Origin of the sequence: Haloarchaeobius sp. FL176, from assembly GCF_024609245.1 — an archaeon.
GTDB lineage: Archaea > Halobacteriota > Halobacteria > Halobacteriales > Natrialbaceae > Haloarchaeobius.
The window spans coordinates 521472-541959 of sequence record NZ_JANJYH010000002.1; the positions used below are offsets into that span (position 1 = coordinate 521472).

A 20488-nucleotide genomic window follows, 5' to 3' on the forward strand; every position below is an offset into this window, starting at 1 on the left:
TTCGATGTGTTGACAGGCCCCTATCGACAGCCGAACCACCTGTTCTCTCAATCGACACCGGACACCGTTGCCACCGCCGTAACCGGTTCCCCAACACGCCCCAAGAGGACGACGATGGCAACGGTCGGCGTCGGCGCGCGCCTGCATTTCGGGTTCCAGAACCTCTCGCTGGCGCACGCCCGGCTCTACGGCGGGCTGGGCGTCGCGCTCGCGGAGCCGCGGGTGCGGGTCACGGCGACGCGGGCCGAGAGCGTAGACTGTGCGGACGAGACGGTTCGCCGGTACGTCGAGCGCGCAACCGCGGTGCTCGACGTACCCGGGGCGACCGTCTCAGTGGCGGAGTCGCTGCCGCGGCACGTCGGCCTCGGGAGTGGCACCCAGCTCGCGCTGGCGACGCTCGCGGCCGTCGCGCACGCCTACGACCGGGAGCCACGGGTCCGCGAGCGTGCTCCGGAACTCGGCAGGGGCGGGCGCTCGGGCGTCGGCGTCGCCGCCTTCGAGGACGGCGGGTTCGTCGTCGACGGCGGGCACCCGACGGCACGGTTCACGACCGACCCGCCCGCGCCCGGCGAGTGGACCGTCCCGCCCGTCGTCGCGCGGCACGAGCTACCCACCGACTGGCGGTTCGTGCTCGCGGTTCCCGACGCGACCCGCGGGCGCAACGGCGACCGCGAGGAGGAGAGCATGCGGGCGGTCGTCGAACGCGCCGACCCCGGTATCGCCGACGAGGTCGCTGGCGTCGTGAACCGACGGCTCCTGCCCGCCGCTGCGGAGGGCCGGCTCGACGACTTCGGGGCCGCCGTCGCCGCCGTCGGCCGCCTCAACGGTGCGTGGTACGCCGACGAGCAGGGCGGCGTGTTCCGGCCGCCGGTCGGCACCGTCGTCGACGAGCTCGCCGGCCACCCGGCGGTCACCGGCGTCGGACAGTCCTCGTGGGGACCGACGGTGTACGGGCTGACCGACGTGGACCGGCAGGACGCCGCCGCCACGGCCGCCGAGGACGCGCTCCGGGCGGCCGACGTGGACGGCGAGGTGCGCGTCGTCGCGCCCGCGAGCCGCGGCGCGCGCGTCGAGTGACCCGGCCGCGGCGGGGGACGACGCGGCTTCGACAGGTCCAAGACGAGTCCACGCACACTCCGATGCAATGCGCTTCTTCGACCGACTCGCGGCCCGCATCGACGACCGGGACACGGTCGTCTCCGTCGGGCTGGACCCCGACCCGGACCGCATCCCCGAGTTCCTCGCCGACCACGACCTGCCGCGCTGGGCGTTCAACCGCCGCATCATCGACGCGACCCACGAGCACGCCGCCTGCTTCAAGCCGAACGCGGCGTTCTACGAGGACGCCGACGGCTGGCGCGCCCTCGAGGAGACCGTCGCCTACGCCCACGGCAAGGACGTACCGGTGCTGCTGGACGCCAAGCGCGCCGACATCGGCAACACGACGCGGCAGTACGCGAACATCCTGGACCTCGTCGACGGCATCACCGTCAACCCCTACCTCGGGCGGGACTCGCTCGCCCCGTTCCTCGCTCACGAGGAGGCCGGCGTGTTCGTCCTCGCCCGCACGTCGAACCCCGGCGGCTCCGACTTCCAGGACCTCGAACTCACGACGGGCGAACCCCTCTACGAGCGAGTCGCGACCCGCGCCTCGGAGTGGAACGAGCACGGCAACGTCGGGCTGGTCGTCGGCGCGACCACGCCCGACGAGTTAGAGGCCGTCCGCGAGCGCGTCCCCCACCTCCCGTTCCTCGTCCCCGGCGTCGGGGCACAGGGTGGTGACGCCGAGGCCGCGGTCGAGCACGGGCTGACAGCACTGCCGGAGGGCACCGAGTCCACGGCACGCGGCGTCGAGGTCGGGCTCGTCAACTCCTCGCGGGGTATCATCTTCGCCGGCGAGAACGCTCGCGGCGAGGACGAGTTCTTCGCCGCCGCGGGCGACGCCGCCCGGCGGCTCAAGCGCCGGCTGAACCAGCACCGCTAGTACTGGTACGTGTCGCCGTCGCGGCTCCCCGGGTCCGCCCGCGACGCACAGTCGAGGCACATCCCGTGCTCGCGCTCGTAGTGCCGGTCACAGACCATCGCGCCACAGCGGTTGCACCGGTGGGACGCCCGGGCGTCCTCGCAGATCTGGCAGAGGGTCTCGACGCTCATGAGAGCGTGTAGCACGCCGCGTGCCTTGAGTGTGTCCGGGCGCTGCCGTTGCGGCTGCCCACACTCCGTGTTCTCCGGAGTCCACACGGCTCGTCGAACGACGATGCGGTGGGGACAGGAGCGAGCCGCGGCGTCGAGCCATCGGACAGACCACCGAGAGATATTAGGTCGGCTAGTCCCTACCCCCGATTCGTGCGAGACTCACCGCTGTTGTTCGGTCTGGCGGCGGTGTTCGCGGGCCTGACGACGGTGCTGCTGGTCGTCGCCATCGTCACCCGCGAGCTGTTCGTCCTCGGGATCGCGGCCCCGTTAGCCGTGACCACCTACCTGTTCTGGTTCCAGGCGAGTGGGAAGCTGCGCGAGCGCGTCGACGCGGGCACGTACCGCGACGCGTTCGGACAACGGCGACGGGCGGCCGAGCAGAAGGCGGCGGAGGGACCACGCGGTCCGCGCAGCCGGTTCGGGCGGGAGGCACGTCGGGCGGCGGAGGAGCGTCGCCGCCGTGCGCGGGCCGCGGCGGCCGGTGCGGGGCCGGGCGGCCGGCGGCAACGGGGCCAGCGCGAGCGTCGGCGCGCCCCCCGGACGACCGACGGACCGACCCGGAGCGAGGCACTGGACCGGCTGGACCTCGAATCGGGTGCCGACCAGGCCGACGTTCGCGCGGCGTACCGCGAGAAGGTCAAGGAGGTCCACCCGGACACGACCGGCGGCGACGAGGAGGCGTTCAAACAGGTGACGGCGGCGTACGACCGCCTCTCCGAGGAGTGACGCATGCGGAGCGGGTTGCTGGATTCCGCGTCGCCGGGGTGTGAGTTTTTCAGGTCGGGAGCCGATTGAGGAGGTATGGTTTCCGAGACGGTCGACCGGCGGCGGAGTCGAACCGCCGTAGTGATCGCCGTCGTGCTCACCGGAATCGTCTACCTCGAGTTCTGGGACGGGACGGTGCCGCCGTTCCCGGGACCGGGGACGCTCGTGCTCGCGGTCGGCGTCGGCATGGCGGCGGCGGTGCTCCAGCTGGCGTTCGAGGACGCGCTCGAGCCGCCGACGGTGCTCGACAACACGCTGGCGTTCCTCCTGCTGCTCGGGGCCGCGATCGCCGTCGGCCTCTGGCTGTTCCCCCGGGGGCTGCCGGTCGCCGCGGAGGTCGGAATGCTCGCGTGGTTCTGGGCGACCGCCGTCGGTCGGCTCGCGCTATTTTACGGGAAGCGGGACTGAGTCGTTCTCCCGTGAGTTACCGTGTGAACAATACCCAAAACACGCGAAGGCTTTTCCGTTCTGTATGCTAACGCGACACCATGAGCCCCGACAGGGCCGTGCTGGAACGGGCCCTCGAACGCGGCGAGCAGGAAGGCGGGAACGTCGAATTCAAGGAACGGCTCAGCAAGGAGGTCCACCTCACGGACGGCCGACGCGAGAGCCTGGCGGCACAGCTCCGTCACCGCGTCCTCTCCGGCGACGGGGAGGCGCTGTACGTCGTCGGCGTCACGGACGAGGGTGGCCTCGCGGGCATCGAGCCCGACACCTTCTCCGAGTCCATGGACGTGCTGAGTCTGCTGGCCGAGGAGGCCGGCGCACACATCGACGACGTCCAGACGTGGGGCGTCGGCGAGGACGACGAGCGCGGCATCGTCGGCGTCGCGGCGGTCCGCGAAGGGGCCGTCCTCGAGACGGACGACACGCACATCGTCGTCGGCACCGCCGGCCACGTCGACCACGGTAAGTCGACGCTGGTCGGCTCGCTGGTCACCGGCCAGTCCGACGACGGCGACGGCTCCACGCGGGGCTACCTCGACGTGAAGCCCCACGAGGTCGAACGCGGGCTCTCCGCGGACCTCTCGTACGCCGTCTACGGCTTCGACGACGAGTCGGGGCCGGTCCACATGGACAACCCCCACCGCAAGCAGGACCGCGCCCGCGTCGTGGAGGAGGCCGACCGGCTCGTCTCCTTCGTCGACACGGTCGGGCACGAGCCGTGGCTCCGGACCACCATCCGGGGGCTGGTCGGGCAGAAGCTCGACTACGGCCTCCTGACGGTCGCCGCCGACGACGGGCCGACGAAGACCACCCGCGAGCACCTCGGCGTGCTGCTCGCGACCGAGCTCCCGACGATGGTCGCCATCACGAAGGCCGACCTCGTCGACGAGGAGCGCCTGCGCGAGGTCGAGCGCGAGGTCGAGCGTCTGCTGCGGGAGGTCGACAAGACGCCGCTGCGGGTCGCGCGCCACGGGGTCGACGCCGCCGTCGAGGAAATCGGCGAGACGGTCGTCCCCATCGTCACGACCAGCGCGGTGACGATGGACGGACTGGACACCTTCGACGAGCTGTTCGAGCGGCTCCCCAAGACCGCCGGCGACGACGGCGACTTCCGGATGTACGTGGACCGCACCTATTCGGTGACCGGCGTCGGCGCGGTCGCCTCCGGCACCATCATGGCCGGCGAGGTCGAGGCCGGTGACGAGCTCCTGCTCGGGCCGATGCCCGACGGCGACTGGCGCGAGGTCGAGGTGCGGTCAATCGAGATGCACTACCACCGCGTCGACGAGGCACGCGCGGGCCGCATCGTCGGTATCGCGCTCAAGGGCGTCAGCGAGTCGGAGATCTCGCGCGGAATGGCGCTCGTCCCCCGTGAGAGCGACCCTGCCACGGTTCGGGAGTTCGAGGCCGACGTGATGGTGCTCAACCACCCGACGCGCATCGACGACGGCTACGAGCCGGTCGTCCACGTCGAGACCATCAGCGAGGCCGCCGTCTTCCACCCGGCGGACGGCCAGCTGCTCCCCGGCGACACCGGCCACGCCAGGGTCCGCTTCAAGTTCCAGCCCTACCTCGTCGAGGAGGGCCAGCGGTTCGTCTTCCGCGAGGGCCAGTCCAAGGGCGTCGGGACCGTCACCGACGTGCACCGGGAGTAGCCAGCTCCTCCACACAGGCCCGGCCGTCGCGCCGCCGGTCAGCGGTGTCGTTCCCCGGTAACGGTTTCAGACCACCGACCGTAGCCACACTCCAGATGGACTCCGACGCCCTGACGACCAGGCTCCTCACCGTCGCCACCGGGCTGGTCCTCCTCGTACTGTACCTGCTGCTCGGGGCGCTCTTCGCCGGCGTGTTCGCCGTCCTCTGGACCGGCAGCCCCGACCCCGTCTGGCTCGCCGTCGCACTCCTCCTCTCCGCGCTGGTGTTCGGCTACGCGAGCTACCGCGGCGGCACCGCCCGCATCCTCGGCGCGCTCGAAGCGACGGAGCTCCCGCGCGACCGTGCCCCCGAGCTGCACGCTCGCGTCGAACGGCTCGCCGATGCGATGGACGTCGGCGAGCCGACGCTGCTCGTCGGCCGGATGCCGATGCCCAACGCGCTCGCCATCGGCGGCCGCGCCGACGGGAGCGCCATCGTCCTCGACGCGGGGCTGTTCCGCCTGCTCACGCTGGACGAGCTGGAGACTATCGTCGCCCACGAGCTCGCTCACGTCGAGAGCCGCGACAGCCTCGTCCAGACGCTCGGCTACAGCGTCATCGAGACGTTCAGTGGCCTGCTCTTCCTCCTGTTACTGCCCGTCGGGCTGCTCGTCGTGGGGCTCCGTCGCGCAGTGCGGCTGGTGCTCGGTCGGCCGCTCGAATCGCTCTCGGAGCACGTCGAACGGGCGTACGTCGTCGTCGCCGGGGTCGTCGTCGCCTCCACGGTCGTCGCGACACTGCTGCTCCGGGCGCACTCCCGGCGGCGGGAGCTGGTCGCCGACGACCGCGCCGCCGAGGTGACCGGGCGGCCGGAAGACCTCGCCCGCGCGTTGACCCGCATCGATCGCGCCTCGAACCCCGACAGCGGGCTGCTGTCGTCGCTGTACATCCACGGCGAGGAAGACGGCGGCGTGACGCGGCTGCTCGCGACCCACCCACCGATGCGTGAGCGCGTCGAACGCCTGCTCGAACGGGCGGACGAGGCGTGGACGCCGATCGAGGTCGAGTAGCGACGCGTCGCCCCCGGTCGTGCGCCGGAGCTACCACCAGGGGGGCTCGACCAGTTCGTCCAGTCGCTCGACCGCGTACGTGGGCGTCGGCTCCGGCGTCGAGCCGTCGGCGAGCCACACCGAGCGCAGGCCGGCGGCGTGGGCTCCCCGCACGTCCGAGCTGAGGGAGTTCCCGACGTGGACCGCGCGGTCGGCGCGGGCGTCGAGCAGGTCGAGCACGCGGTGGAACGGCTCCGGGCTCGGCTTCGCGGGGGCCTCGTAGCCCGCGTGGACGACGTGTTCGAACCGGTCCGCGAACGGGAGCGTACCCAGCTTCGCGGTCTGCATCTCCGGCGCGCCGTTCGTGACGATGGCGAGCCGGTGGTCGGCCGCGAGCGCGTCGACGGCCGCGGTCGCGCCCGGCAGTGGCTCGACCGCCGTCTGGTCCCGCGTCTCGGTGTAGGCGTCGGCGACTGCGCGGCCGTCGTCGGCCGCGAGGCCGCGGTCCGCTGCCAGGTCCGCGAAGCACCGTCGGCGGAGGTCGTCGATGCTGTCGGCGCGCTCGGCGTAGTCGTCGTAGCTGGCGACGTAGTCGTCGGCGTCGAAGACGGGGTCGACCTCCGCGTGATCGAACGCGAGCGAGAGCACCTCGTCGACGCTCCGCTCGTACCGGCAGAGCGTGTCGTCGAGGTCGAAGAGGACGGTGTCGACGTCGGCGTCGGTCATTCGGTCGGTACTGGGTCGGGCTGGGTGATAAAAGACTGGACCGGACGCGAACGCGGACTCGGGTCCGCCACCGCCTCAGCCGTCCGCGGCGATCACGTATCGGTCGTCGACGCGGTCGGCCAGCCCGAGGCGAACCAGCCAGTCGAGCTCGTGCCCGACCGTCTCGGTCCAGACGTCGGTCCAGGTGTTCGGGTTCTTGTGGCGCTCCCACTCCGGGATAGCGTCCCGGACGCGCTCGAAAGTCGCTGCGGCGGTGAGCGGTTCGTCGGCGTCGCGGAGCGCAGCGAGGACCGCGTCGACGCCGAAGACGCCGTCGCGGAACGCCTCGCGCAGGAACTCGGGGTCGGGCTCGCGGCGGACGCGGCTGTAGCCGGACGGGCCGCGCTCGACGAGGCCCAGCCCGCGGAGGAACGTGAGCCAGGTGGCGGCCTCGTCGCGGGAGCGGAGGTCAGTGCGCTCGAGGATGCGGGCACAGCAGTCGTCCTGGCTGTCGGGGACCAGCGGGACCGCGCCCTGTGCGTCCTCGACGAACGTGAGGTCGTCGGGCGCGGCCGGGACGTGTTTGACCTTCACAGTCCGAACGACTCCGCCAGCACCGCCTCGTCCGTCTCCCCGTACACCGCGGTCGAGCCACCGACCACGTCGACCGTGACCTGCGCCGGCGCGAACACGCTCTCGTCGATGTCGTAGAAGTCCCAGCCGGCGTCGTCGAACACCTGTTCGAAGGGCTCGCCGTACTCCTCACGCGCCGCGGACGGAACTTCGTCGAAGCGGTCGAACTCCTCGCGGACCGTGAGGTGGACCTGCCCGCCGTAGGCCAGGGCGTCGTTCGTCCGGGCCATGGCGGCCTCTTCCGACCCGGCGATGGGGGCGACGGGCGCGGTGCCGGACGCCGAGATCACGTCCCGCGGGTCGTAGCCGAGCTCCGAGAGGCGGAACACCGCAAGCTCCGCGGCCCGGGCCGCGATGCTGACGCTGCCCGCGAGGCTGGCGGTTCGGAACCCCACGAGGAACACTGAGGAGGGGTTCGTCTCGGTCATGTCGGCGACGTGCTCGGCGACTGCCTCGCCGGGGAGCGCGTCGGACTCGATGGTCAGGGCGGTCAGGTCGAAGGCGTCGTGGTAGCCGACCTTCCGGAACACGTCCTCGGTGCCGACGAGGGCGCGAGCCGGGCCGCTGCCCAGGCCCTCGAAGTCCTCGACGCCGACCTCCCAGCCGGCCTTCTGGGAGCACAGCAGCGCGAGGTCCGGGTGGTCGGTGGCGAGGTCGACGTAGCGCAGCGGCGCGCCGGCGACTTCGTCCATACGTGTCTGGACGGTTGCCATCCCCGCCGTCTGTATCTCGGTGAGCAGCGTGCCGGCCTCGATACCGCCGTCGAAGTCGACGCCGAAGTCGAGCACCGTCGCCTCGTTCTCCAGTTCGTACGCGCCGACGTCGAGTACCTCCGCGAAGTCGATGGCCTCGTCCACGAGCTCGATGGCCATCCGGTTGAGACTCTCCATGCTCGGCCGTTGTGTGCCTCCGCGTAAAGGGTTTCAGTTCTCGCCGGAGCGCGCCTCGCGCCCAAGGTGTTCCTCGACGGCGTCGACCTTCGCGTCGGCGGTCGTCTCGACCGCGCGCTTGTCGTCGATCTTGAGGAACGTCGAGACGCGGTCGCCGTCGACGGCCTCGTGGGCGGCCTGTGCGGCGGCGAAGACCGTCGCGGCGTCGTCGGCCTCGATGGTCGTCCCCATGGGCGACGTCTCGTAGGAGACGTCGAACTCGTCGAGCGCCGCGACAGCCTCCGCCACCTCCGCAGCCATGCTCTCCTCGACGACGGGCGCGACCGAGAGGAAGGCGACGGTCGTCATTCTTCGTCGGTGAGGTGGACGGTGACCATGCCGTCGAAGTTCAGCAGGATGCGCTGGGTGAGATCGCCGAACAGCGCCTTCCCGCTGGGCGAGCGCCGCCGGCCGGCGATGAACATGTGGTCGCACTCCTGGTCCTCGGCGATATCGAGAATCGTCTCCTCCTCGTGGCCCACCGCGGCGATGACGTCGTACTCCACGTGGACGTCCGAGAGGGCGCGGCGGCCGACCTCCGCGGCGAGTCGCTTCGCCTCGGTTTCGGCCTCGTCGAGCGAGTAGCCGCCCGTCTTGCTCTCCAGTCGCGAGGACATCCGCTCGTCGTACTCCTCGTCGGGCATGACGTGGAGCAGGCGTAGCTCCGCTCCTGTTCCGGCCGCAACCTCGCCCGCTTCGTGTACGAGTTCCCGAGTCGTCGCTGACTTGTTCCGGATGACTACGAGTATGCGTTCCATGGCTGACCTGTTCACGAGGCAGTTTAAAAATGGTTGTCGGTGTCAGTCGACCACACCCATGTCAGTTATACGCACGCAACGTGCCCACGAGGGCTGTCGGCAGACGGACCCGCCTCCTACAGCCGTCGCTCGACCGCACGGTACGTCGCCGCGAACGTCGTCGGTCCGTGGATGACCTCGCCCGCCAGCTGGAACGCGTTCAGCGTCACGTCCGTCTCCGCGCCGTCGAGGACGACCGCCCAGGTGCCGCCCTCCGGCTTCGTCCACTCGCCGTCGTGTGCCGACAGCAGCGTCTCGCCGAAGTAGCTCCCCAGTGCCAGCACCGTCGTCTCGTCGGCGTCGCTCGTCGCCGCGAGGTCGTCCGCAGCGGCGAGTGAGCCCAGCGAGCCGTCGAGGTCGGGGTGGTCCGCCGCCAGCGCCGCCGCCTGCTCGGCGAACGCGGCCGTCGGATCGGGCGCTGACTCGTCGTCGGTCGCCTGCCGCCCGTCGGACTCGGTGGTCGTTGCTTCCGTCTCGGCCGTCGCCCGTGACTCAGTCTCCGGTTCCTGCGGCCCTGCAGTGGTCGCATCCGGCCCCCCGCCGTTCGTCGCTGTGGCATCCGGTGTTCCCGTTCTGCCACGGTCGAACAGAGCCGAGAGTCGCTCGATGAAACCCATCACTTTTCTTCGGCGGCCCGAGTGGTAAAAACTTGGGTCACGGAGTGAATGTGGAATCAGCTGGTAGCGGCGCTGTACTGCGATTCGTTGGCTATCTGTGATGATGGTCGTACGGGCCACTGATGATGGTACGGACCGACCGCCGATTCTCCCCCACTCGAGCGTGGCCGGAATCCGTCTCGACCACGAACGGGCTGAGTGTCACACGACCACACGATTAATACCACAACCAGACATGGGCACGCACATGGACGAGGTTCTCATCACTGGTGCGTTCGGCCGCGTCGGGACAGCGGTTATCGAGCATCTATCGGAACAGTACTCCTTCGACTACCTCGACCGTTCCGAGAGTGCGAATCACGACTCGATCACGGCCAACATCGCCGAGCTAGACGAGATTCGACCGGCGTTCGACGGTCAGGATGCGGTGGTCCACCTCGCGGCCGACCCCGCCACGGAGGCGAGCTGGGACTCGGTGCTTCGAAACAACATCGTCGGCACCTACAACTGCCTTGAGGCCGCCAGGCAGGCCGAGCTGGAGAGCGTAGTGTTCGCCTCGTCGAACCACGTCGTCGGCCAGTACGAAACCGAGTTGGCCCCCGAACTGTACGAGGCGGGCCACGGTGTCGTCCTCGACCATCGAACCGCTCCCCGCCCCGATTCGTTCTACGGGACATCGAAACTGTTCGGAGAAGGGCTCGGACGACAGTACGTCGAGACGTTCGACTACCCGAAACGGTTCTACGCGCTCCGAATCGCGAGCGTCCGTCCACCCGAGTACGACCACCCCTACGGTGACGCCGAGCGTGGCGTCGCGGTCGGCGAGTTCGACCGGGAGAGTGCCGCCTACCGTCGAGCTGTCGAGCGGATGAAGGCGACCTGGCACTCGCGGCGGGACCTCGCTCAGCTCGTCGACTGCTGTCTGTCCGACGAGTCGGTGACGTTCGACGTGTTCTACGGTGTGAGTGACAACGCGACCCGCTGGTTCGACCTGGAGCATGCACGCTCCGTCCTCGGGTATCGCCCCGAAGACAGGGCCGACGACTGGAGCGAGCCACCGTAACCCATGTCGTCACCGCCTGACCCCCCTGCGGACGACGAGGACGGGGACATACTCCGAGACGTCTACGAGCAGTACTGGTTGCACGCCCGCCACGTCGAGAATCAGGTCTGGTCGTATACGCGCATGTGGGCACTCGTCCTCACTGGTATCTTCACCATCGTCGGGACCGACCTCCCGGACGACGCGAAGGCAGCGGCCGCCCTGTTCGGAGCGTTGCTCTCCTTGCTCGGGTTCTTCGTCGTGTACTCACTTCGGGTCCCGTTCCTCGCGTTCGCGCTCCGAACAGAGGCGCTCGCAATCCGGGAGTTCGGGCTCGACCCGGGCTACCGGCGGTTCTTCGAGAACGGACTCGACTTCCGTGACGAGAAGGGAATAGACATCCCGGAGATACTGATGCTGGTGTACGGCACCGTCGCCGCTGGGATGGTCTTCTTCGCCACGTACACGTGGCTGGGGTTCGTCGCCGCACTCGGCACCGCGTTCGCCGTCGCGGTGGTGTTGTTCCTGCTCTACCTGACCCGGATTCGACCCAAGTTCACCGAGGAGAAGCGGAAGACGTACGACCAGTTCGAGGAGTGACTCCGGTCCCATCTCGACCCGGGGTCGCCTGAACCGTAGTCGAATGTAGCCGCTCCGCTCGTCGCGTGTCGGGGGTGAGGGCACTACGCTGGCTGGGACTCGAACCACGGCGGACATGCTCGCTTCGCTGCTCGTGGGTCCCCGATTCAAACCCCATCGAGAATTTTGGAATTTCGAACGACTCGCTACGCTCGTCGTCGTGAAGTTCCAGAAGTGCGCTGGCTGGGATTTGAACCCAGGTTGTGACCATGGCAAGGTCACGTGATACCACTACACTACCAGCGCCCGTTCGCATTCTGAACAACTGGAGGAATAAATAAAAGGCTTCCGAATCGGTCGGCCTTCGGCAGAGAGAACCACACGACGGAAGCGGGGGATTGTATACTACTCTGCCGCCTGCACGCGTGAGGGAGCCGCAGACTGTGCGGAACTGGGCGTCGTGTCAACGCGAAACACCCATCTTCGGGCGTGTGGAGCCGTCACAACCGAGAAAACAATCCGGCACCCTTTTATCCGATACCGGAATAACATCGGCACAGTCTAGTGACGAGGCGTCGAAGCGTCACGGCATGACAGTCAGCGTACTCGTGCCGTCGTCCCTCGTCCGGGAAGCCGAGGACAAACGCGAGGCTACTCGCAAACTCGGTTACGTCGCCCGCGCGGCGACGGTGTTCCGGGCAAATCACCTCGTCGTCTTCGACGACGAAGACGGCGAACGCAGATGGGGCGGCGGGTTCGTAAGCACGGTACTCGCCTACGCGGCAACGCCCCCGTACCTCCGAAAGGAAGCGTGGGGGCAGCGAGGCGAACTGGAGTACGCGGGGGTCCTGCCGCCGCTCCGCGCCACGTCACAGACCGGCTCCGAATCGAACGGTTCGGGGTCGTTAAGACAGGGAATCGTGACCGAGGTCGGACCTGACAGGCGCGTACGGGTCAATTGCGGCTTGCAACACCCGATCTCCCTCGTGACGCCCCCGGAAATGGGCGAACTCACGGAGGGGGAGCGCGTGACCGTCAGGGTCTCTTCGCGACGTCCGGTCCGTGCACGGCTGATCGACGACCCCCTCCCGGGGCTATCGGTCGAACGCATGGACCTGCAGGCGGCGCTCGGCCGTGAGGACGCCGGGTTCCGTATCGCGACATCGCGCCACGGTGAAGCGCTCACCGTGGGGCGACTCGCGGGCCTGGCCGGACGTGTCGAGGCCGATGGAGCGACCATCGCCTTCGGCGCGCCCGAGAGAGGGCTGCCTGCGATACTCGGATTCCCCGAGGCCGATGTACCGGCCGGCGGGGACGAGGACGCCACCGAACCCATCGGCGGGTTCGACCTTTGGCTCAACTCGATTCCGAACCAGGGCAGTGAGGTCGTTCGCACCGAAGAAGCGGTGTTCGCGACGCTCGGACTGCTCACGCTCACAGAGTGATACGATGCCACAACCAAGCAGACCACGCAAAGGTTCGCTCGGATTCGGCCCGCGACAGCGCGCCTCTTCGGAGGTTCCGCGCTTCTCGAGCTGGCCGGACGACGACGGACAGCCGACGCTGCAGGGATTCGCCGGCTACAAGGCCGGTATGACCCACGTGGTGATGATCAACGACGAGTCCAACTCCCCCCGCGAAGGGATGGAGGAGACCGTCCCAGTCACCATCGTGGAGACACCGCCCATGCGGGCGGTTGCCCTGCGAGCGTACGAGGACACGCCGTACGGAAAGCGTCCGCTCACGGAGGTCTGGACCGACGAGTTCCACGACGAACTCGACCGCGTCCTCGACCTGCCGAAAGACGCAGACGACAACACCGACGAGCTCCACGAGGCGCTCGAAGCCGGTGACGTCGACGAGGTTCGGGCCATCACGCACACGGTCCCCTCCGACGTCTCCGGTGTGCCGAAGAAGAAGCCCGACGTGATGGAGACCCGCATCGGCGGGGCCTCCATTCAGGAACGGGTCGACTTCGGCCTCGAACTCGTCGAGGACGGCGGCGTCCACGAGATGAACGACACCTTCCGCGCCGGTGAGTACACCGACGTCTCCGGCGTTACGAAGGGCAAGGGCACCCAGGGCCCCGTCAAGCGCTGGGGCGTCCAGAAACGAAAGGGCAAACACGCCCGCCAGGGATGGCGCCGACGCATCGGTAACCTCGGCCCGTGGAACCCGAGCCGCGTTCGCTCGACGGTTCCCCAGCAGGGTCAGACCGGTTACCACCAGCGCACGGAGCTGAACAAGCGCCTCATCGACATCGGCGACGCGGAGGATGTCGACGACGTGAACGTCGACGGCGGCTTCGTCAACTACGGCGAGGTCAGCGGTCCGTTCACGCTCGTGAAGGGTTCGCTCCCGGGTCCGGACCAGCGTCTGCTGCGCTTCCGCCCGGCCATCCGACCGAACGACCAGCCGCGCCTCGACCCCGAGGTACGGTTCGTCTCCACAGCATCGAACCAGGGATAAACCATGCAGGCAACCATCTACGACCTGGACGGCGAGGAGACAGGCACGCTCGACCTACCGGAGGTCTTCGAGAGCCGGTACCGACCGGACCTCATCCGACGTGCCGTCCGCGCCGCACAGGCCAACCGGAAACAGGAGTACGGTGCCGACGAGTACGCCGGCATGCGTACCTCCGCTGAATCGTTCGGCTCCGGCCGCGGCATGGCACACGTGCCGCGATCGAACGGCCAGGCTGCCCGCGTCCCCCAGGCGGTCGGGGGTCGCAAGGCACACCCGCCGAAGGCCGAGAAGAAGCAGGGCGAGGACGTCAACACCAAGGAGCGCAAGCAGGCGTTCCGCAGTGCACTGGCCGCGACCGTCGACGCAGAGCGCGTCGCCGAGCGCGGACACGAGTTCGACGAGGACCTCGCGCTGCCCGTCGTCGTCTCCGACGACTTCGAGGAGCTGCTGAAGACCCAGGAGGTCGTCAGCTTCCTCGAGGGCCTCGGTGCCCACGACGACGTCGAGCGCGCCGACGAGGGGCGCTCCATCCGTGCTGGCCGTGGGACGACCCGTGGCCGCAAGTACAAGCAGCCGAAGTCGCTGCTCTTCGTCACCTCCAGCGAGACCGGCCCGTCGAAGGCCGCACGTAACCTCGCCGGTGCCGACGTGGCGACAGCCTCGAACGTCAACGTCGAGGACCTCGCACCCGGCGCGCACCCGGGCCGACTGACCGTGTTCACCGAGTCCGCCGTCGCGGAGGTGGCCGACCGATGAGCTCGATCATCAAGTTCCCGCTCGTGACGGAGAAAGCGATGAACGACATGGACTTCGAGAACAAGCTCCAGTTCGTCGTCACGATGGACGCGACCAAGCCGGAGATCCGCGACGCCGTCGAGTCACAGTTCGACGTCGGCGTCGAGAAGGTCAACACGCAGAACACGATGAACGGCAACAAGAAGGCAGTCGTCCGCCTCACCGAGGATGACGACGCCCAAGAAGTCGCCTCGCGAATCGGGGTGTTCTGACACATGGGACGCAGAATCCAGGGTCAGCGCCGTGGCCGCGGTGGGTCGACGTTCCGTGCCCCCAGCCACCGATACAAAGCTGACCTCCAGCACAAACAGACCGAGGACTCGGACGTCGTCAGCGGCACCATCGTCGATATCGAGCACGACCCCGCCCGGTCCGCACCGGTCGTGGCGGTCGAGTTCGAGGACGGCGACCGACGCCTCGTGCTCGCGCCCGAGGGCGTCACCGTCGGCGACGAACTGCAGGTCGGTGTCTCCGCCGAGATCGCACCCGGCAACACGCTCCCGCTCGCCGAGATCCCCGAGGGGGTCCCGGTGTGCAACATCGAGCGCCAGCCCGGTGACGGCGGCAAGTTCGCCCGCGCGTCGGGCACCAGCGCCGACCTCATCACCCACGACCGGAAAGTGACGGTCGTCCAGCTGCCCAGCGGCGAGATGAAGCGCCTCGACCCGCAGTGCCGCGCCACCATCGGCGTGGTCGCTGGCGGTGGGCGCACGGAGAAGCCGTTCGTGAAGGCAGGCAACAAGTACCACAAGATGAAAGCGCGCGGCACCAAGTGGCCGAACGTCCGTGGCGTGGCGATGAACGCCGTCGACCACCCGTTCGGTGGCGGTGGCCGCCAGCACCCCGGCCGACCGAAGTCCGTCTCGCGGGACGCACCGCCGGGACGGAAGGTCGGTGACATCGCCTCCCGGAAGACCGGTCGAGGTAGCAAAAAATGAGTTCCGAGTACCGAACCGGCCGTGAAGGTGAGGAGTTCACCTACCGCGGTCACACGCTCGACGAGTTGCAGGAGATGAGCATCGACGACGTCGCGGAACTGCTCCCCGCTCGCCAGCGGCGAAGTATCGAGCGCGGCCTCTCCGTGGAGAAGGAGAAACTCCTCGAGAAGGCCCGCGGTAAGACCGAAGAGGAGACGGCCAACGACCCGATCCGGACGCACCTGCGAGACGTGCCGGTGCTCCCGGAGTTCGTCGGCCTGACGTTCGCCGTCTACACCGGCCAGGAGTTCGAGCGCGTCCAGGTAGAGCCCGAGATGATCGGCCACTACCTCGGCGAGTTCCAGCTCACACGCTCGTCCGTCACGCACGGACAGGCCGGTATCGGCGCGACCCGCTCCTCGAAGTTCGTGCCACTGAAGTGAGGTGAACAGAATGGGAATCAACTACAGCGTCGACGCGGACCCGGACACGACGGCCAAGGCCATGCTCCGGGAGCGTCACATGAGCCACAAGCACAGCAAGGCCGTCGCTCGCGCCATCAAAGGCAAGACCGTCGAGGAGGCCCGAGAGTATCTCGAGGCCGTCGTCGAGGGCGAGCGTTCGGTCCCGTTCAAGCAGCACAACAGCGGCGTCGGCCACCGCAGCGACATCGACGGCTGGGACGCGGGTCGCTACCCGGAGAAGGTCTCCAAGGCCTTCATCACCCTGCTCGGTAACGTCGTGAACAACGCGGACCAGCAGGGCTTCGACGGCGAGACGATGGAGATCGTCCACGTCGCCGCCCACAAGGTCGGCGAGTCGCCCGGCCGAAAGCCCCGCGCGATGGGGCGTGCCTCGGCGTGGAACACGCCGCAGGTCGACGTCGAACTCATCGTGGAGGAGGTCGAGAACTAATGGCAGACGAACACCAGTTCATCGAAGACGGACTGCAGAAGTCCCAGATTGACGAGTTCTTCGCAGAAGAGCTCGGTCGCGCGGGCTACGGCGGCATGGAAGTCGCCAAGACCCCGATGGGCACACAGATCGTGCTCAAGGCCGAGAAGCCCGGGATGGTCATCGGCAAGGGCGGCGAGAACATCCGGAAGGTCACCACCACGCTCGAGGAGCGCTTCGACCTGGACGACCCGCAGATCGACGTGCAGGAGGTCGACGAACCCGACCTCAACGCACGCATCGTCGCGGACCGTCTCGCGAACGCCCTCGAACGCGGCTGGTACTTCCGCAAGGCAGGCCACACCACCCTCGAGCGCATCATGGACGCCGGCGCACTCGGCGCCGAGATCGTCCTCTCGGGGAAGGTCACTGGTGCCCGCTCGCGCGTCGAGAAGTTCAACGACGGCTACATCAAGCACAACGGCGAGCCCGCCGAGACCATCGTCGACGAGGGTCAGGGCGTCGCCGTGATGAAGCTCGGTACCATCGGCGTGACGGTGAAGATCATCCCGCCGAAGGCCGAGCTGCCGGACGACTTCGAGATCTACGAGGACGCGGACGTCGAGGAGCTCGCACCGGAGGCCGTCGAGGCCAACGAGTCCGTCGAGGAGCTGCTCGAGGAGCCCGAGGAGGGCGAGCTCGAGGAGCTGCAGGCGGAGGCCGCCGAGGCCGACTCCGAGGACGAGGACAGCGAAGTCGAGGAGGAAGTCGTCGAGGAGGTCGTCGACGAGACGCCCGAGGAGTTCGACGACGAGGAAGTCGAGGTCCCCAGCGACGACGACGTCGCAGAGGAGCTCGACGAGCTCGACGAGGCTGTCGAGGAAGAGGCCGCCGCGATGGTCGAGGAGATGGACGCCGCGGACGACGAGGAGGAGGAGTAACCGATGGCGATTCTCCGACCCAGCGAGATTCGAGACCTCACCGCGCGTGAGCGCGAGGAAGAGCTCGACGAACTCGAGACGGAACTGCTGAACGCGAAGGCCGTGCAGGCCGCCGGTGGTGCCCCGGAGAACCCGGGTCGCATCGGCGAGCTCCGCAAGACCATCGCGCGTATCAAGACGATTCAGCAGGAAGAAGGCGACTTCGAGGACGACGAATAATGGCGCTGACACCCGAGACACTGCCCCGACACGAACTCAACGGCCACTGGGTGACCGTGGTCGACGCGGCGAACCCCGACCTCGTCGGGATAGCCGGGCGTGTGGTCGTCGAGACGACGAACACGCTCCACGTCGACCCGGCCCCGGCCGGTTCGGCCGAGGGAGACACTCGGGTGCGCCAGGTGCCAAAGCGCGGTACCACGTTCGAGTTTCGGCTCACAGATGAAACCGCCGACCCCGCGAAGGGGTCGGGGACCGCTTCCGAACCGGACCACCCTGCCGGCGAGGATGCGGCCTACGTTACGGTGGATGGAGCCAGACTGCTCTCACGACCCGCACTGCGCACCGAAACGACAGGTGATTCGAAATGGCGATAGGACTTGACGTAACCAAACCTCCGGAACCTGAAGACCCGGAGACATACGACTACGAGAAGTGTCCGTTCTACGGTGACCTCTCCGTTCGAGGGCAGACCCTCGAAGGCGAGGTCGTCTCGACGGACATGGCAAAGACCGTGGTCGTCGAGCGGGAGTACGACGTTCACGTACCGAAATACGACCGGTACATGAAGCGTCGATCGCGCGTTCCGGCACACGTGCCGGGCGTGCTCGAGCCCGAAGTCGGCGATACGGTCCGAATAGCAGAGTGCCGACCACTGTCGAAGACGAAATCGCACGTGGTCGTCGAAATAACCGATTCCGAAGGAGGTGACGCCTGATGGAGGCCCTGAAAGCCGACGTCACGCAGGGCCTCGAGAAAGGGTCGCTGATTCACTGTTCTGACAACAGCGGTGCCCGGCAGCTGAAGATCATCTCGGTCTCCGGCTACCACGGTACCAAGAATCGGCACCCCAAGGCTGGCATCGGCGACAAGGTGACCGTCTCGGTGACCAAGGGGACGCCCGAAGAGCGTCGCCAGGTCAAGGAGGCAGTCATCATCCGCCAGCGCAAGCCCATCCGCCGTCCCGACGGCACGCGCGTGAAGTTCGAAGACAACGCGGCCGTCCTCGTCAACGAGAACGAGGAACCGCAGGGCTCGGAGATCAAGGGCCCCATCGCGCGTGAGGTCGCAGAGCGCTTCGGAAGCGTCGCATCCACGGCTACGATGATAGTATGACACGACAACCACGCAAACAGCGCAACCAGACCGAGCACGCGCCCCTGCACCAGAAGGGCAAGCAGCTCAACGCGACGCTGTCGGAGGACCTCCGCGAGGAGTACGACCGGCGTCGTGCCCGCATCAACGCGGGCGACACGGTCGAGGTCATGCGCGGCGACTTCGCGGGCGAAGAGGGCGAGGTCCTCGACGTCGACGTGAAGGCCGGCACGATCTCCGTGGAGGAGGTCACGCTCGAGACCGCCGACGGCGAGGAAGTGCCGCGGCGGCTGGAGCCGTCGAACGTCCGTCTCACGGAGCTGGACCTCGAGGACGAGGTGCGGGTCGCGCGGCTGGAAGGTGATGACGAATGACCAAGCACCAGAAGCGACTCTCCGTTCCGAACTCCTGGCCGGTCGAGCGAAAGACGAACACGTTCACGGTGAAGGCCGACTCCGGCCCGCACGGCGAGGCCGGCGTTCCGCTGGTCATCCTCATGCGGGACGTGCTCGGCTACGTCGACTCGAAGAAGGAGGCCCGCTACGCGCTCAACCAGGACACCGTCCTGATCAACGGCGTCGCGGTCTCCGACGAACAGCGCCCCATCGGCATGTTCGACATCGTCGCGTTCACCGAGCGTGGCGAGTACTACCGCGTCTTCCCCGACGAGGGTGGTCGGCTCTCGCTGACCCCCATCGACGAGGCCGACGCGGGCTCGAAGCTGGGCAAGATCGTCGGCAAGCGCCAGGTCAGTGGCGGCGAGACGCAGCTCACGCTGCACGACGGTCAGACCCTCCAGCTCGAGGACGCCGCCGACTACGGCGGGAACGACTCGCTCGTCGTCTCCAACGAGGGGACCGAGATCGTCGCCCACTTCCCGTACGAGGAGGGCGCGCTCGTCACGGCCGTCGCCGGCAGCCACGCCGGCGAGGTCGGCGAGGTCGAGGACATCGACGTCACGCCCGGCTCGGGCTCGAACACGGTCACCGTCACGCAGGACGACGGCCAGTTCGAGACCGTCGAGGAGTACGTCGTCGTCATCGACGAGAACTTCGTCGGGGGTGACGACTGATGTCGGAAGCCGAGTTCCACGAGATGCGTGAGCCCACCATCGAGAAGGTCGTCGTCCACATGGGCGTCGGCGAGGGTGGCCGCGAGCTCGCGAACGCGGAGGACATCATCGAGGCGGTCACGAGTCAGGAGTCCGTCCGGACCAAGGCCAATTCGACGATGCCGGACTTCGGCATCCGTCAGGGCGACCCTATCGGCACGAAGGTCACACTTCGCGGCGAGGACGCCCACGAGTTCCTCGAGACGGCACTGGCGCTCGCAGACGTTGCCGAGAGCCAGTTCGACGAGACCGGCAACTTCAGCTTCGGCATCGAGGAGCACACGGACTTCCCGTCCCAGGAGTACGACCCGAACGTCGGGATCTTCGGGCTGGACGTCACGGTCAACCTCGTCCGGCCGGGCTACCGCGTCACGAAGCGCGACAAGCGGTCCCAGCAGATCCCGTCGAAACACCGCCTCGACGCGGAGGACGCAGTGACCTTCGTCGAGGCCAACTTCGACGTCGAGGTGACACGATGAGCGAAAGCGAAGAACTAGACACCGGCGAGCACGCCGCAAAGCGAACCGGTCAGATGGAGGAGTGCCAGCGCTGTGGCCGCAAGCAGGGCCTCGTAGGCAAGTACGATATCTGGCTGTGTCGGCAGTGCTTCCGAGAGATTGCCCGCGACATGGGCTTCAAGAAGTACCGATAACA

At 68.1% G+C, this 20488-nt stretch carries 30 protein-coding genes, 1 tRNA gene and 1 pseudogene; 24 read left to right on the forward strand and 8 right to left on the reverse strand.

The window, feature by feature from the left end; genetic code table 11:
* Positions 1-114 precede the first annotated feature (114 nt).
* Both NO978_RS05850 and pyrF read left to right on the forward strand, forming a co-directional pair.
* Positions 115-1077, forward strand: coding sequence for a beta-ribofuranosylaminobenzene 5'-phosphate synthase family protein (locus NO978_RS05850; protein WP_257298600.1), 963 nt, complete (start codon positions 115-117; stop codon positions 1075-1077).
* A gap of 67 nt (positions 1078-1144) precedes the next feature.
* The gene (gene pyrF, locus NO978_RS05855; protein WP_257298601.1) at positions 1145-1984 is read left to right on the forward strand and encodes an orotidine-5'-phosphate decarboxylase; all 840 of its coding nucleotides are present in this window, start codon (positions 1145-1147) and stop codon (positions 1982-1984) included.
* Here the strand turns inward: pyrF and NO978_RS05860 are convergent.
* On the reverse strand, positions 1981-2154 hold the full coding sequence (locus NO978_RS05860; protein ID WP_257298602.1) for a hypothetical protein: 174 nt from the start codon (positions 2152-2154) through the stop codon (positions 1981-1983). The genes pyrF and NO978_RS05860 overlap by 4 nt on opposite strands.
* A gap of 192 nt (positions 2155-2346) precedes the next feature.
* Between NO978_RS05860 and NO978_RS05865 the strand changes: the two genes are divergently transcribed.
* The 4 genes from NO978_RS05865 to NO978_RS05880 all read left to right on the forward strand — a co-directional run bounded on the left by NO978_RS05865 (position 2347) and on the right by NO978_RS05880 (position 6112).
* Positions 2347-2922 carry a J domain-containing protein gene (locus NO978_RS05865; RefSeq protein WP_257298603.1) on the forward strand — a complete coding sequence of 192 codons (576 nt, stop codon included), beginning with the start codon at positions 2347-2349 and terminating at the stop codon, positions 2920-2922.
* Positions 2923-2997: 75 nt separating this feature from the next.
* Positions 2998-3369, forward strand: coding sequence for a hypothetical protein (locus NO978_RS05870; RefSeq protein WP_257298604.1), 372 nt, complete (start codon positions 2998-3000; stop codon positions 3367-3369).
* Positions 3370-3449: 80 nt separating this feature from the next.
* Positions 3450-5063: a GTPBP1 family GTP-binding protein gene (locus NO978_RS05875; RefSeq protein WP_257298605.1), complete on the forward strand. Its 1614-nt coding sequence runs from the start codon at positions 3450-3452 to the stop codon at positions 5061-5063.
* A 95-nt stretch (positions 5064-5158) separates the two neighbouring features.
* Positions 5159-6112 (forward strand): M48 family metallopeptidase, encoded by a 954-nt coding sequence (locus NO978_RS05880; RefSeq protein ID WP_257298606.1) that lies wholly within the window; start codon positions 5159-5161, stop codon positions 6110-6112.
* A 30-nt stretch (positions 6113-6142) separates the two neighbouring features.
* On the opposite strand, the gene NO978_RS05885 is transcribed toward NO978_RS05880, so the two are convergent.
* From NO978_RS05885 to NO978_RS05910, 6 genes are all read right to left on the reverse strand, one after another.
* The gene (locus tag NO978_RS05885; protein ID WP_257298607.1) at positions 6143-6817 is read right to left on the reverse strand and encodes an HAD family hydrolase; all 675 of its coding nucleotides are present in this window, start codon (positions 6815-6817) and stop codon (positions 6143-6145) included.
* A gap of 75 nt (positions 6818-6892) precedes the next feature.
* The gene (locus NO978_RS05890; protein ID WP_257298608.1) at positions 6893-7390 is read right to left on the reverse strand and encodes a hypothetical protein; all 498 of its coding nucleotides are present in this window, start codon (positions 7388-7390) and stop codon (positions 6893-6895) included.
* Positions 7387-8319 carry a methenyltetrahydromethanopterin cyclohydrolase gene (gene mch, locus NO978_RS05895; protein ID WP_257298609.1) on the reverse strand — a complete coding sequence of 311 codons (933 nt, stop codon included), beginning with the start codon at positions 8317-8319 and terminating at the stop codon, positions 7387-7389. Before mch ends, NO978_RS05890 begins: the two co-directional genes overlap by 4 nt.
* A 33-nt stretch (positions 8320-8352) precedes the next feature.
* A complete protein-coding gene (locus tag NO978_RS05900) occupies positions 8353-8667 on the reverse strand; it encodes an MTH1187 family thiamine-binding protein (RefSeq protein WP_257298610.1) in 315 nt (104 codons plus the stop codon).
* Positions 8664-9116: a universal stress protein gene (locus tag NO978_RS05905; RefSeq protein ID WP_257298611.1), complete on the reverse strand. Its 453-nt coding sequence runs from the start codon at positions 9114-9116 to the stop codon at positions 8664-8666. Before NO978_RS05905 ends, NO978_RS05900 begins: the two co-directional genes overlap by 4 nt.
* Positions 9117-9232: 116 nt before the next feature.
* Positions 9233-9772, reverse strand: a complete 540-nt coding sequence (locus NO978_RS05910) for a hypothetical protein (RefSeq protein WP_257298612.1) — start codon at positions 9770-9772, stop codon at positions 9233-9235.
* A 247-nt stretch (positions 9773-10019) separates the two neighbouring features.
* On the opposite strand from NO978_RS05910, the gene NO978_RS05915 reads away from it, so the two are divergent.
* Together NO978_RS05915 and NO978_RS05920 are read left to right on the forward strand one after the other, a co-directional pair.
* Positions 10020-10835 carry an NAD(P)-dependent oxidoreductase gene (locus NO978_RS05915; RefSeq protein WP_257298613.1) on the forward strand — a complete coding sequence of 272 codons (816 nt, stop codon included), beginning with the start codon at positions 10020-10022 and terminating at the stop codon, positions 10833-10835.
* Between the two features lie 3 nt (positions 10836-10838).
* Positions 10839-11414 (forward strand): hypothetical protein, encoded by a 576-nt coding sequence (locus NO978_RS05920; protein ID WP_257298614.1) that lies wholly within the window; start codon positions 10839-10841, stop codon positions 11412-11414.
* 214 nt (positions 11415-11628) lie between these two features.
* Here the strand turns inward: NO978_RS05920 and NO978_RS05925 are convergent.
* Positions 11629-11699, reverse strand: a tRNA-Gly gene (locus NO978_RS05925).
* 284 nt (positions 11700-11983) lie between these two features.
* Here NO978_RS05925 and NO978_RS05930 point away from each other — a divergent pair.
* The 16 genes and pseudogenes from NO978_RS05930 to NO978_RS06005 all read left to right on the forward strand — a co-directional run bounded on the left by NO978_RS05930 (position 11984) and on the right by NO978_RS06005 (position 20486).
* Positions 11984-12838, forward strand: coding sequence for an RNA methyltransferase (locus NO978_RS05930; RefSeq protein WP_257298615.1), 855 nt, complete (start codon positions 11984-11986; stop codon positions 12836-12838).
* 4 nt (positions 12839-12842) lie between these two features.
* Positions 12843-13862 (forward strand): 50S ribosomal protein L3, encoded by a 1020-nt coding sequence (locus NO978_RS05935; RefSeq protein ID WP_257298616.1) that lies wholly within the window; start codon positions 12843-12845, stop codon positions 13860-13862.
* 3 nt (positions 13863-13865) lie between these two features.
* A complete protein-coding gene (gene rpl4p / locus NO978_RS05940; protein ID WP_257298617.1) occupies positions 13866-14618 on the forward strand; it encodes a 50S ribosomal protein L4 in 753 nt (250 codons plus the stop codon).
* Positions 14615-14869 (forward strand): 50S ribosomal protein L23, encoded by a 255-nt coding sequence (locus tag NO978_RS05945; protein WP_257298618.1) that lies wholly within the window; start codon positions 14615-14617, stop codon positions 14867-14869. Before rpl4p ends, NO978_RS05945 begins: the two co-directional genes overlap by 4 nt.
* A 3-nt stretch (positions 14870-14872) precedes the next feature.
* Complete coding sequence (locus NO978_RS05950) at positions 14873-15595, forward strand: 50S ribosomal protein L2 (protein ID WP_257298619.1); 723 nt, start codon at positions 14873-14875, stop codon at positions 15593-15595.
* Positions 15592-16017 carry a 30S ribosomal protein S19 gene (locus NO978_RS05955; RefSeq protein WP_257298620.1) on the forward strand — a complete coding sequence of 142 codons (426 nt, stop codon included), beginning with the start codon at positions 15592-15594 and terminating at the stop codon, positions 16015-16017. Before NO978_RS05950 ends, NO978_RS05955 begins: the two co-directional genes overlap by 4 nt.
* Positions 16018-16027: 10 nt before the next feature.
* On the forward strand, positions 16028-16489 hold the full coding sequence (locus tag NO978_RS05960; protein ID WP_257298621.1) for a 50S ribosomal protein L22: 462 nt from the start codon (positions 16028-16030) through the stop codon (positions 16487-16489).
* Positions 16489-17409: a 30S ribosomal protein S3 gene (locus tag NO978_RS05965; protein ID WP_257298622.1), complete on the forward strand. Its 921-nt coding sequence runs from the start codon at positions 16489-16491 to the stop codon at positions 17407-17409. Before NO978_RS05960 ends, NO978_RS05965 begins: the two co-directional genes overlap by 1 nt.
* A 3-nt stretch (positions 17410-17412) precedes the next feature.
* Entirely contained in the window at positions 17413-17628 is a 216-nt protein-coding gene (gene rpmC / locus NO978_RS05970; RefSeq protein ID WP_089735834.1) for a 50S ribosomal protein L29, read from the forward strand.
* A complete protein-coding gene (locus tag NO978_RS05975; protein WP_303647196.1) occupies positions 17628-18005 on the forward strand; it encodes a ribonuclease P protein component 1 in 378 nt (125 codons plus the stop codon). Before rpmC ends, NO978_RS05975 begins: the two co-directional genes overlap by 1 nt.
* Positions 17996-18322, forward strand: a pseudogene (locus tag NO978_RS05980) (30S ribosomal protein S17); the annotation flags it as partial. The gene NO978_RS05975 and the pseudogene NO978_RS05980, both read left to right, overlap by 10 nt.
* 23 nt (positions 18323-18345) lie before the next feature.
* Positions 18346-18744, forward strand: a complete 399-nt coding sequence (locus NO978_RS05985) for a 50S ribosomal protein L14 (protein WP_089735840.1) — start codon at positions 18346-18348, stop codon at positions 18742-18744.
* Complete coding sequence (gene rplX / locus NO978_RS05990; RefSeq protein WP_257298624.1) at positions 18741-19097, forward strand: 50S ribosomal protein L24; 357 nt, start codon at positions 18741-18743, stop codon at positions 19095-19097. The genes NO978_RS05985 and rplX overlap by 4 nt, the downstream gene beginning before the upstream one ends.
* Positions 19094-19795, forward strand: a complete 702-nt coding sequence (locus NO978_RS05995) for a 30S ribosomal protein S4e (RefSeq protein WP_257298625.1) — start codon at positions 19094-19096, stop codon at positions 19793-19795. Before rplX ends, NO978_RS05995 begins: the two co-directional genes overlap by 4 nt.
* Positions 19795-20313: a 50S ribosomal protein L5 gene (locus tag NO978_RS06000; RefSeq protein WP_303647197.1), complete on the forward strand. Its 519-nt coding sequence runs from the start codon at positions 19795-19797 to the stop codon at positions 20311-20313. The genes NO978_RS05995 and NO978_RS06000 overlap by 1 nt, the downstream gene beginning before the upstream one ends.
* Positions 20310-20486, forward strand: a complete 177-nt coding sequence (locus NO978_RS06005; protein ID WP_256297180.1) for a 30S ribosomal protein S14 — start codon at positions 20310-20312, stop codon at positions 20484-20486. Before NO978_RS06000 ends, NO978_RS06005 begins: the two co-directional genes overlap by 4 nt.
* Positions 20487-20488: the final 2 nt, after the last annotated feature.

Bases quoted from the DNA above. Each gene is read 5' to 3' on its own strand.
- NO978_RS05905 (WP_257298611.1), bottom strand. From the start codon at position 9,116: ATGGAACGCATACTCGTAGTCATCCGGAACAAGTCAGCGACGACTCGG.
- NO978_RS05915 (WP_257298613.1), top strand. From the start codon at position 10,020: ATGGACGAGGTTCTCATCACTGGTGCGTTCGGCCGCGTCGGGACAGCG.
- NO978_RS06005 (WP_256297180.1), top strand. From the start codon at position 20,310: ATGAGCGAAAGCGAAGAACTAGACACCGGCGAGCACGCCGCAAAGCGA.
- NO978_RS05995 (WP_257298625.1), top strand. From the start codon at position 19,094: ATGACCAAGCACCAGAAGCGACTCTCCGTTCCGAACTCCTGGCCGGTC.
- NO978_RS05960 (WP_257298621.1), top strand. From the start codon at position 16,028: ATGGGAATCAACTACAGCGTCGACGCGGACCCGGACACGACGGCCAAG.
- NO978_RS05875 (WP_257298605.1), top strand. From the start codon at position 3,450: ATGAGCCCCGACAGGGCCGTGCTGGAACGGGCCCTCGAACGCGGCGAG.
- NO978_RS05950 (WP_257298619.1), top strand. From the start codon at position 14,873: ATGGGACGCAGAATCCAGGGTCAGCGCCGTGGCCGCGGTGGGTCGACG.
- rplX (WP_257298624.1), top strand. From the start codon at position 18,741: ATGACACGACAACCACGCAAACAGCGCAACCAGACCGAGCACGCGCCC.
- mch (WP_257298609.1), bottom strand. From the start codon at position 8,319: ATGGAGAGTCTCAACCGGATGGCCATCGAGCTCGTGGACGAGGCCATC.
- NO978_RS05860 (WP_257298602.1), bottom strand. From the start codon at position 2,154: ATGAGCGTCGAGACCCTCTGCCAGATCTGCGAGGACGCCCGGGCGTCC.
- NO978_RS05910 (WP_257298612.1), bottom strand. From the start codon at position 9,772: ATGGGTTTCATCGAGCGACTCTCGGCTCTGTTCGACCGTGGCAGAACG.
- NO978_RS05955 (WP_257298620.1), top strand. From the start codon at position 15,592: ATGAGTTCCGAGTACCGAACCGGCCGTGAAGGTGAGGAGTTCACCTAC.
- NO978_RS05870 (WP_257298604.1), top strand. From the start codon at position 2,998: ATGGTTTCCGAGACGGTCGACCGGCGGCGGAGTCGAACCGCCGTAGTG.
- rpmC (WP_089735834.1), top strand. From the start codon at position 17,413: ATGGCGATTCTCCGACCCAGCGAGATTCGAGACCTCACCGCGCGTGAG.
- NO978_RS05885 (WP_257298607.1), bottom strand. From the start codon at position 6,817: ATGACCGACGCCGACGTCGACACCGTCCTCTTCGACCTCGACGACACG.
- rpl4p (WP_257298617.1), top strand. From the start codon at position 13,866: ATGCAGGCAACCATCTACGACCTGGACGGCGAGGAGACAGGCACGCTC.
- NO978_RS05965 (WP_257298622.1), top strand. From the start codon at position 16,489: ATGGCAGACGAACACCAGTTCATCGAAGACGGACTGCAGAAGTCCCAG.
- NO978_RS06000 (WP_303647197.1), top strand. From the start codon at position 19,795: ATGTCGGAAGCCGAGTTCCACGAGATGCGTGAGCCCACCATCGAGAAG.
- NO978_RS05880 (WP_257298606.1), top strand. From the start codon at position 5,159: ATGGACTCCGACGCCCTGACGACCAGGCTCCTCACCGTCGCCACCGGG.
- NO978_RS05975 (WP_303647196.1), top strand. From the start codon at position 17,628: ATGGCGCTGACACCCGAGACACTGCCCCGACACGAACTCAACGGCCAC.
- NO978_RS05920 (WP_257298614.1), top strand. From the start codon at position 10,839: ATGTCGTCACCGCCTGACCCCCCTGCGGACGACGAGGACGGGGACATA.
- NO978_RS05935 (WP_257298616.1), top strand. From the start codon at position 12,843: ATGCCACAACCAAGCAGACCACGCAAAGGTTCGCTCGGATTCGGCCCG.
- NO978_RS05985 (WP_089735840.1), top strand. From the start codon at position 18,346: ATGGAGGCCCTGAAAGCCGACGTCACGCAGGGCCTCGAGAAAGGGTCG.
- NO978_RS05850 (WP_257298600.1), top strand. From the start codon at position 115: ATGGCAACGGTCGGCGTCGGCGCGCGCCTGCATTTCGGGTTCCAGAAC.
- NO978_RS05945 (WP_257298618.1), top strand. From the start codon at position 14,615: ATGAGCTCGATCATCAAGTTCCCGCTCGTGACGGAGAAAGCGATGAAC.
- NO978_RS05900 (WP_257298610.1), bottom strand. From the start codon at position 8,667: ATGACGACCGTCGCCTTCCTCTCGGTCGCGCCCGTCGTCGAGGAGAGC.
- NO978_RS05930 (WP_257298615.1), top strand. From the start codon at position 11,984: ATGACAGTCAGCGTACTCGTGCCGTCGTCCCTCGTCCGGGAAGCCGAG.
- pyrF (WP_257298601.1), top strand. From the start codon at position 1,145: ATGCGCTTCTTCGACCGACTCGCGGCCCGCATCGACGACCGGGACACG.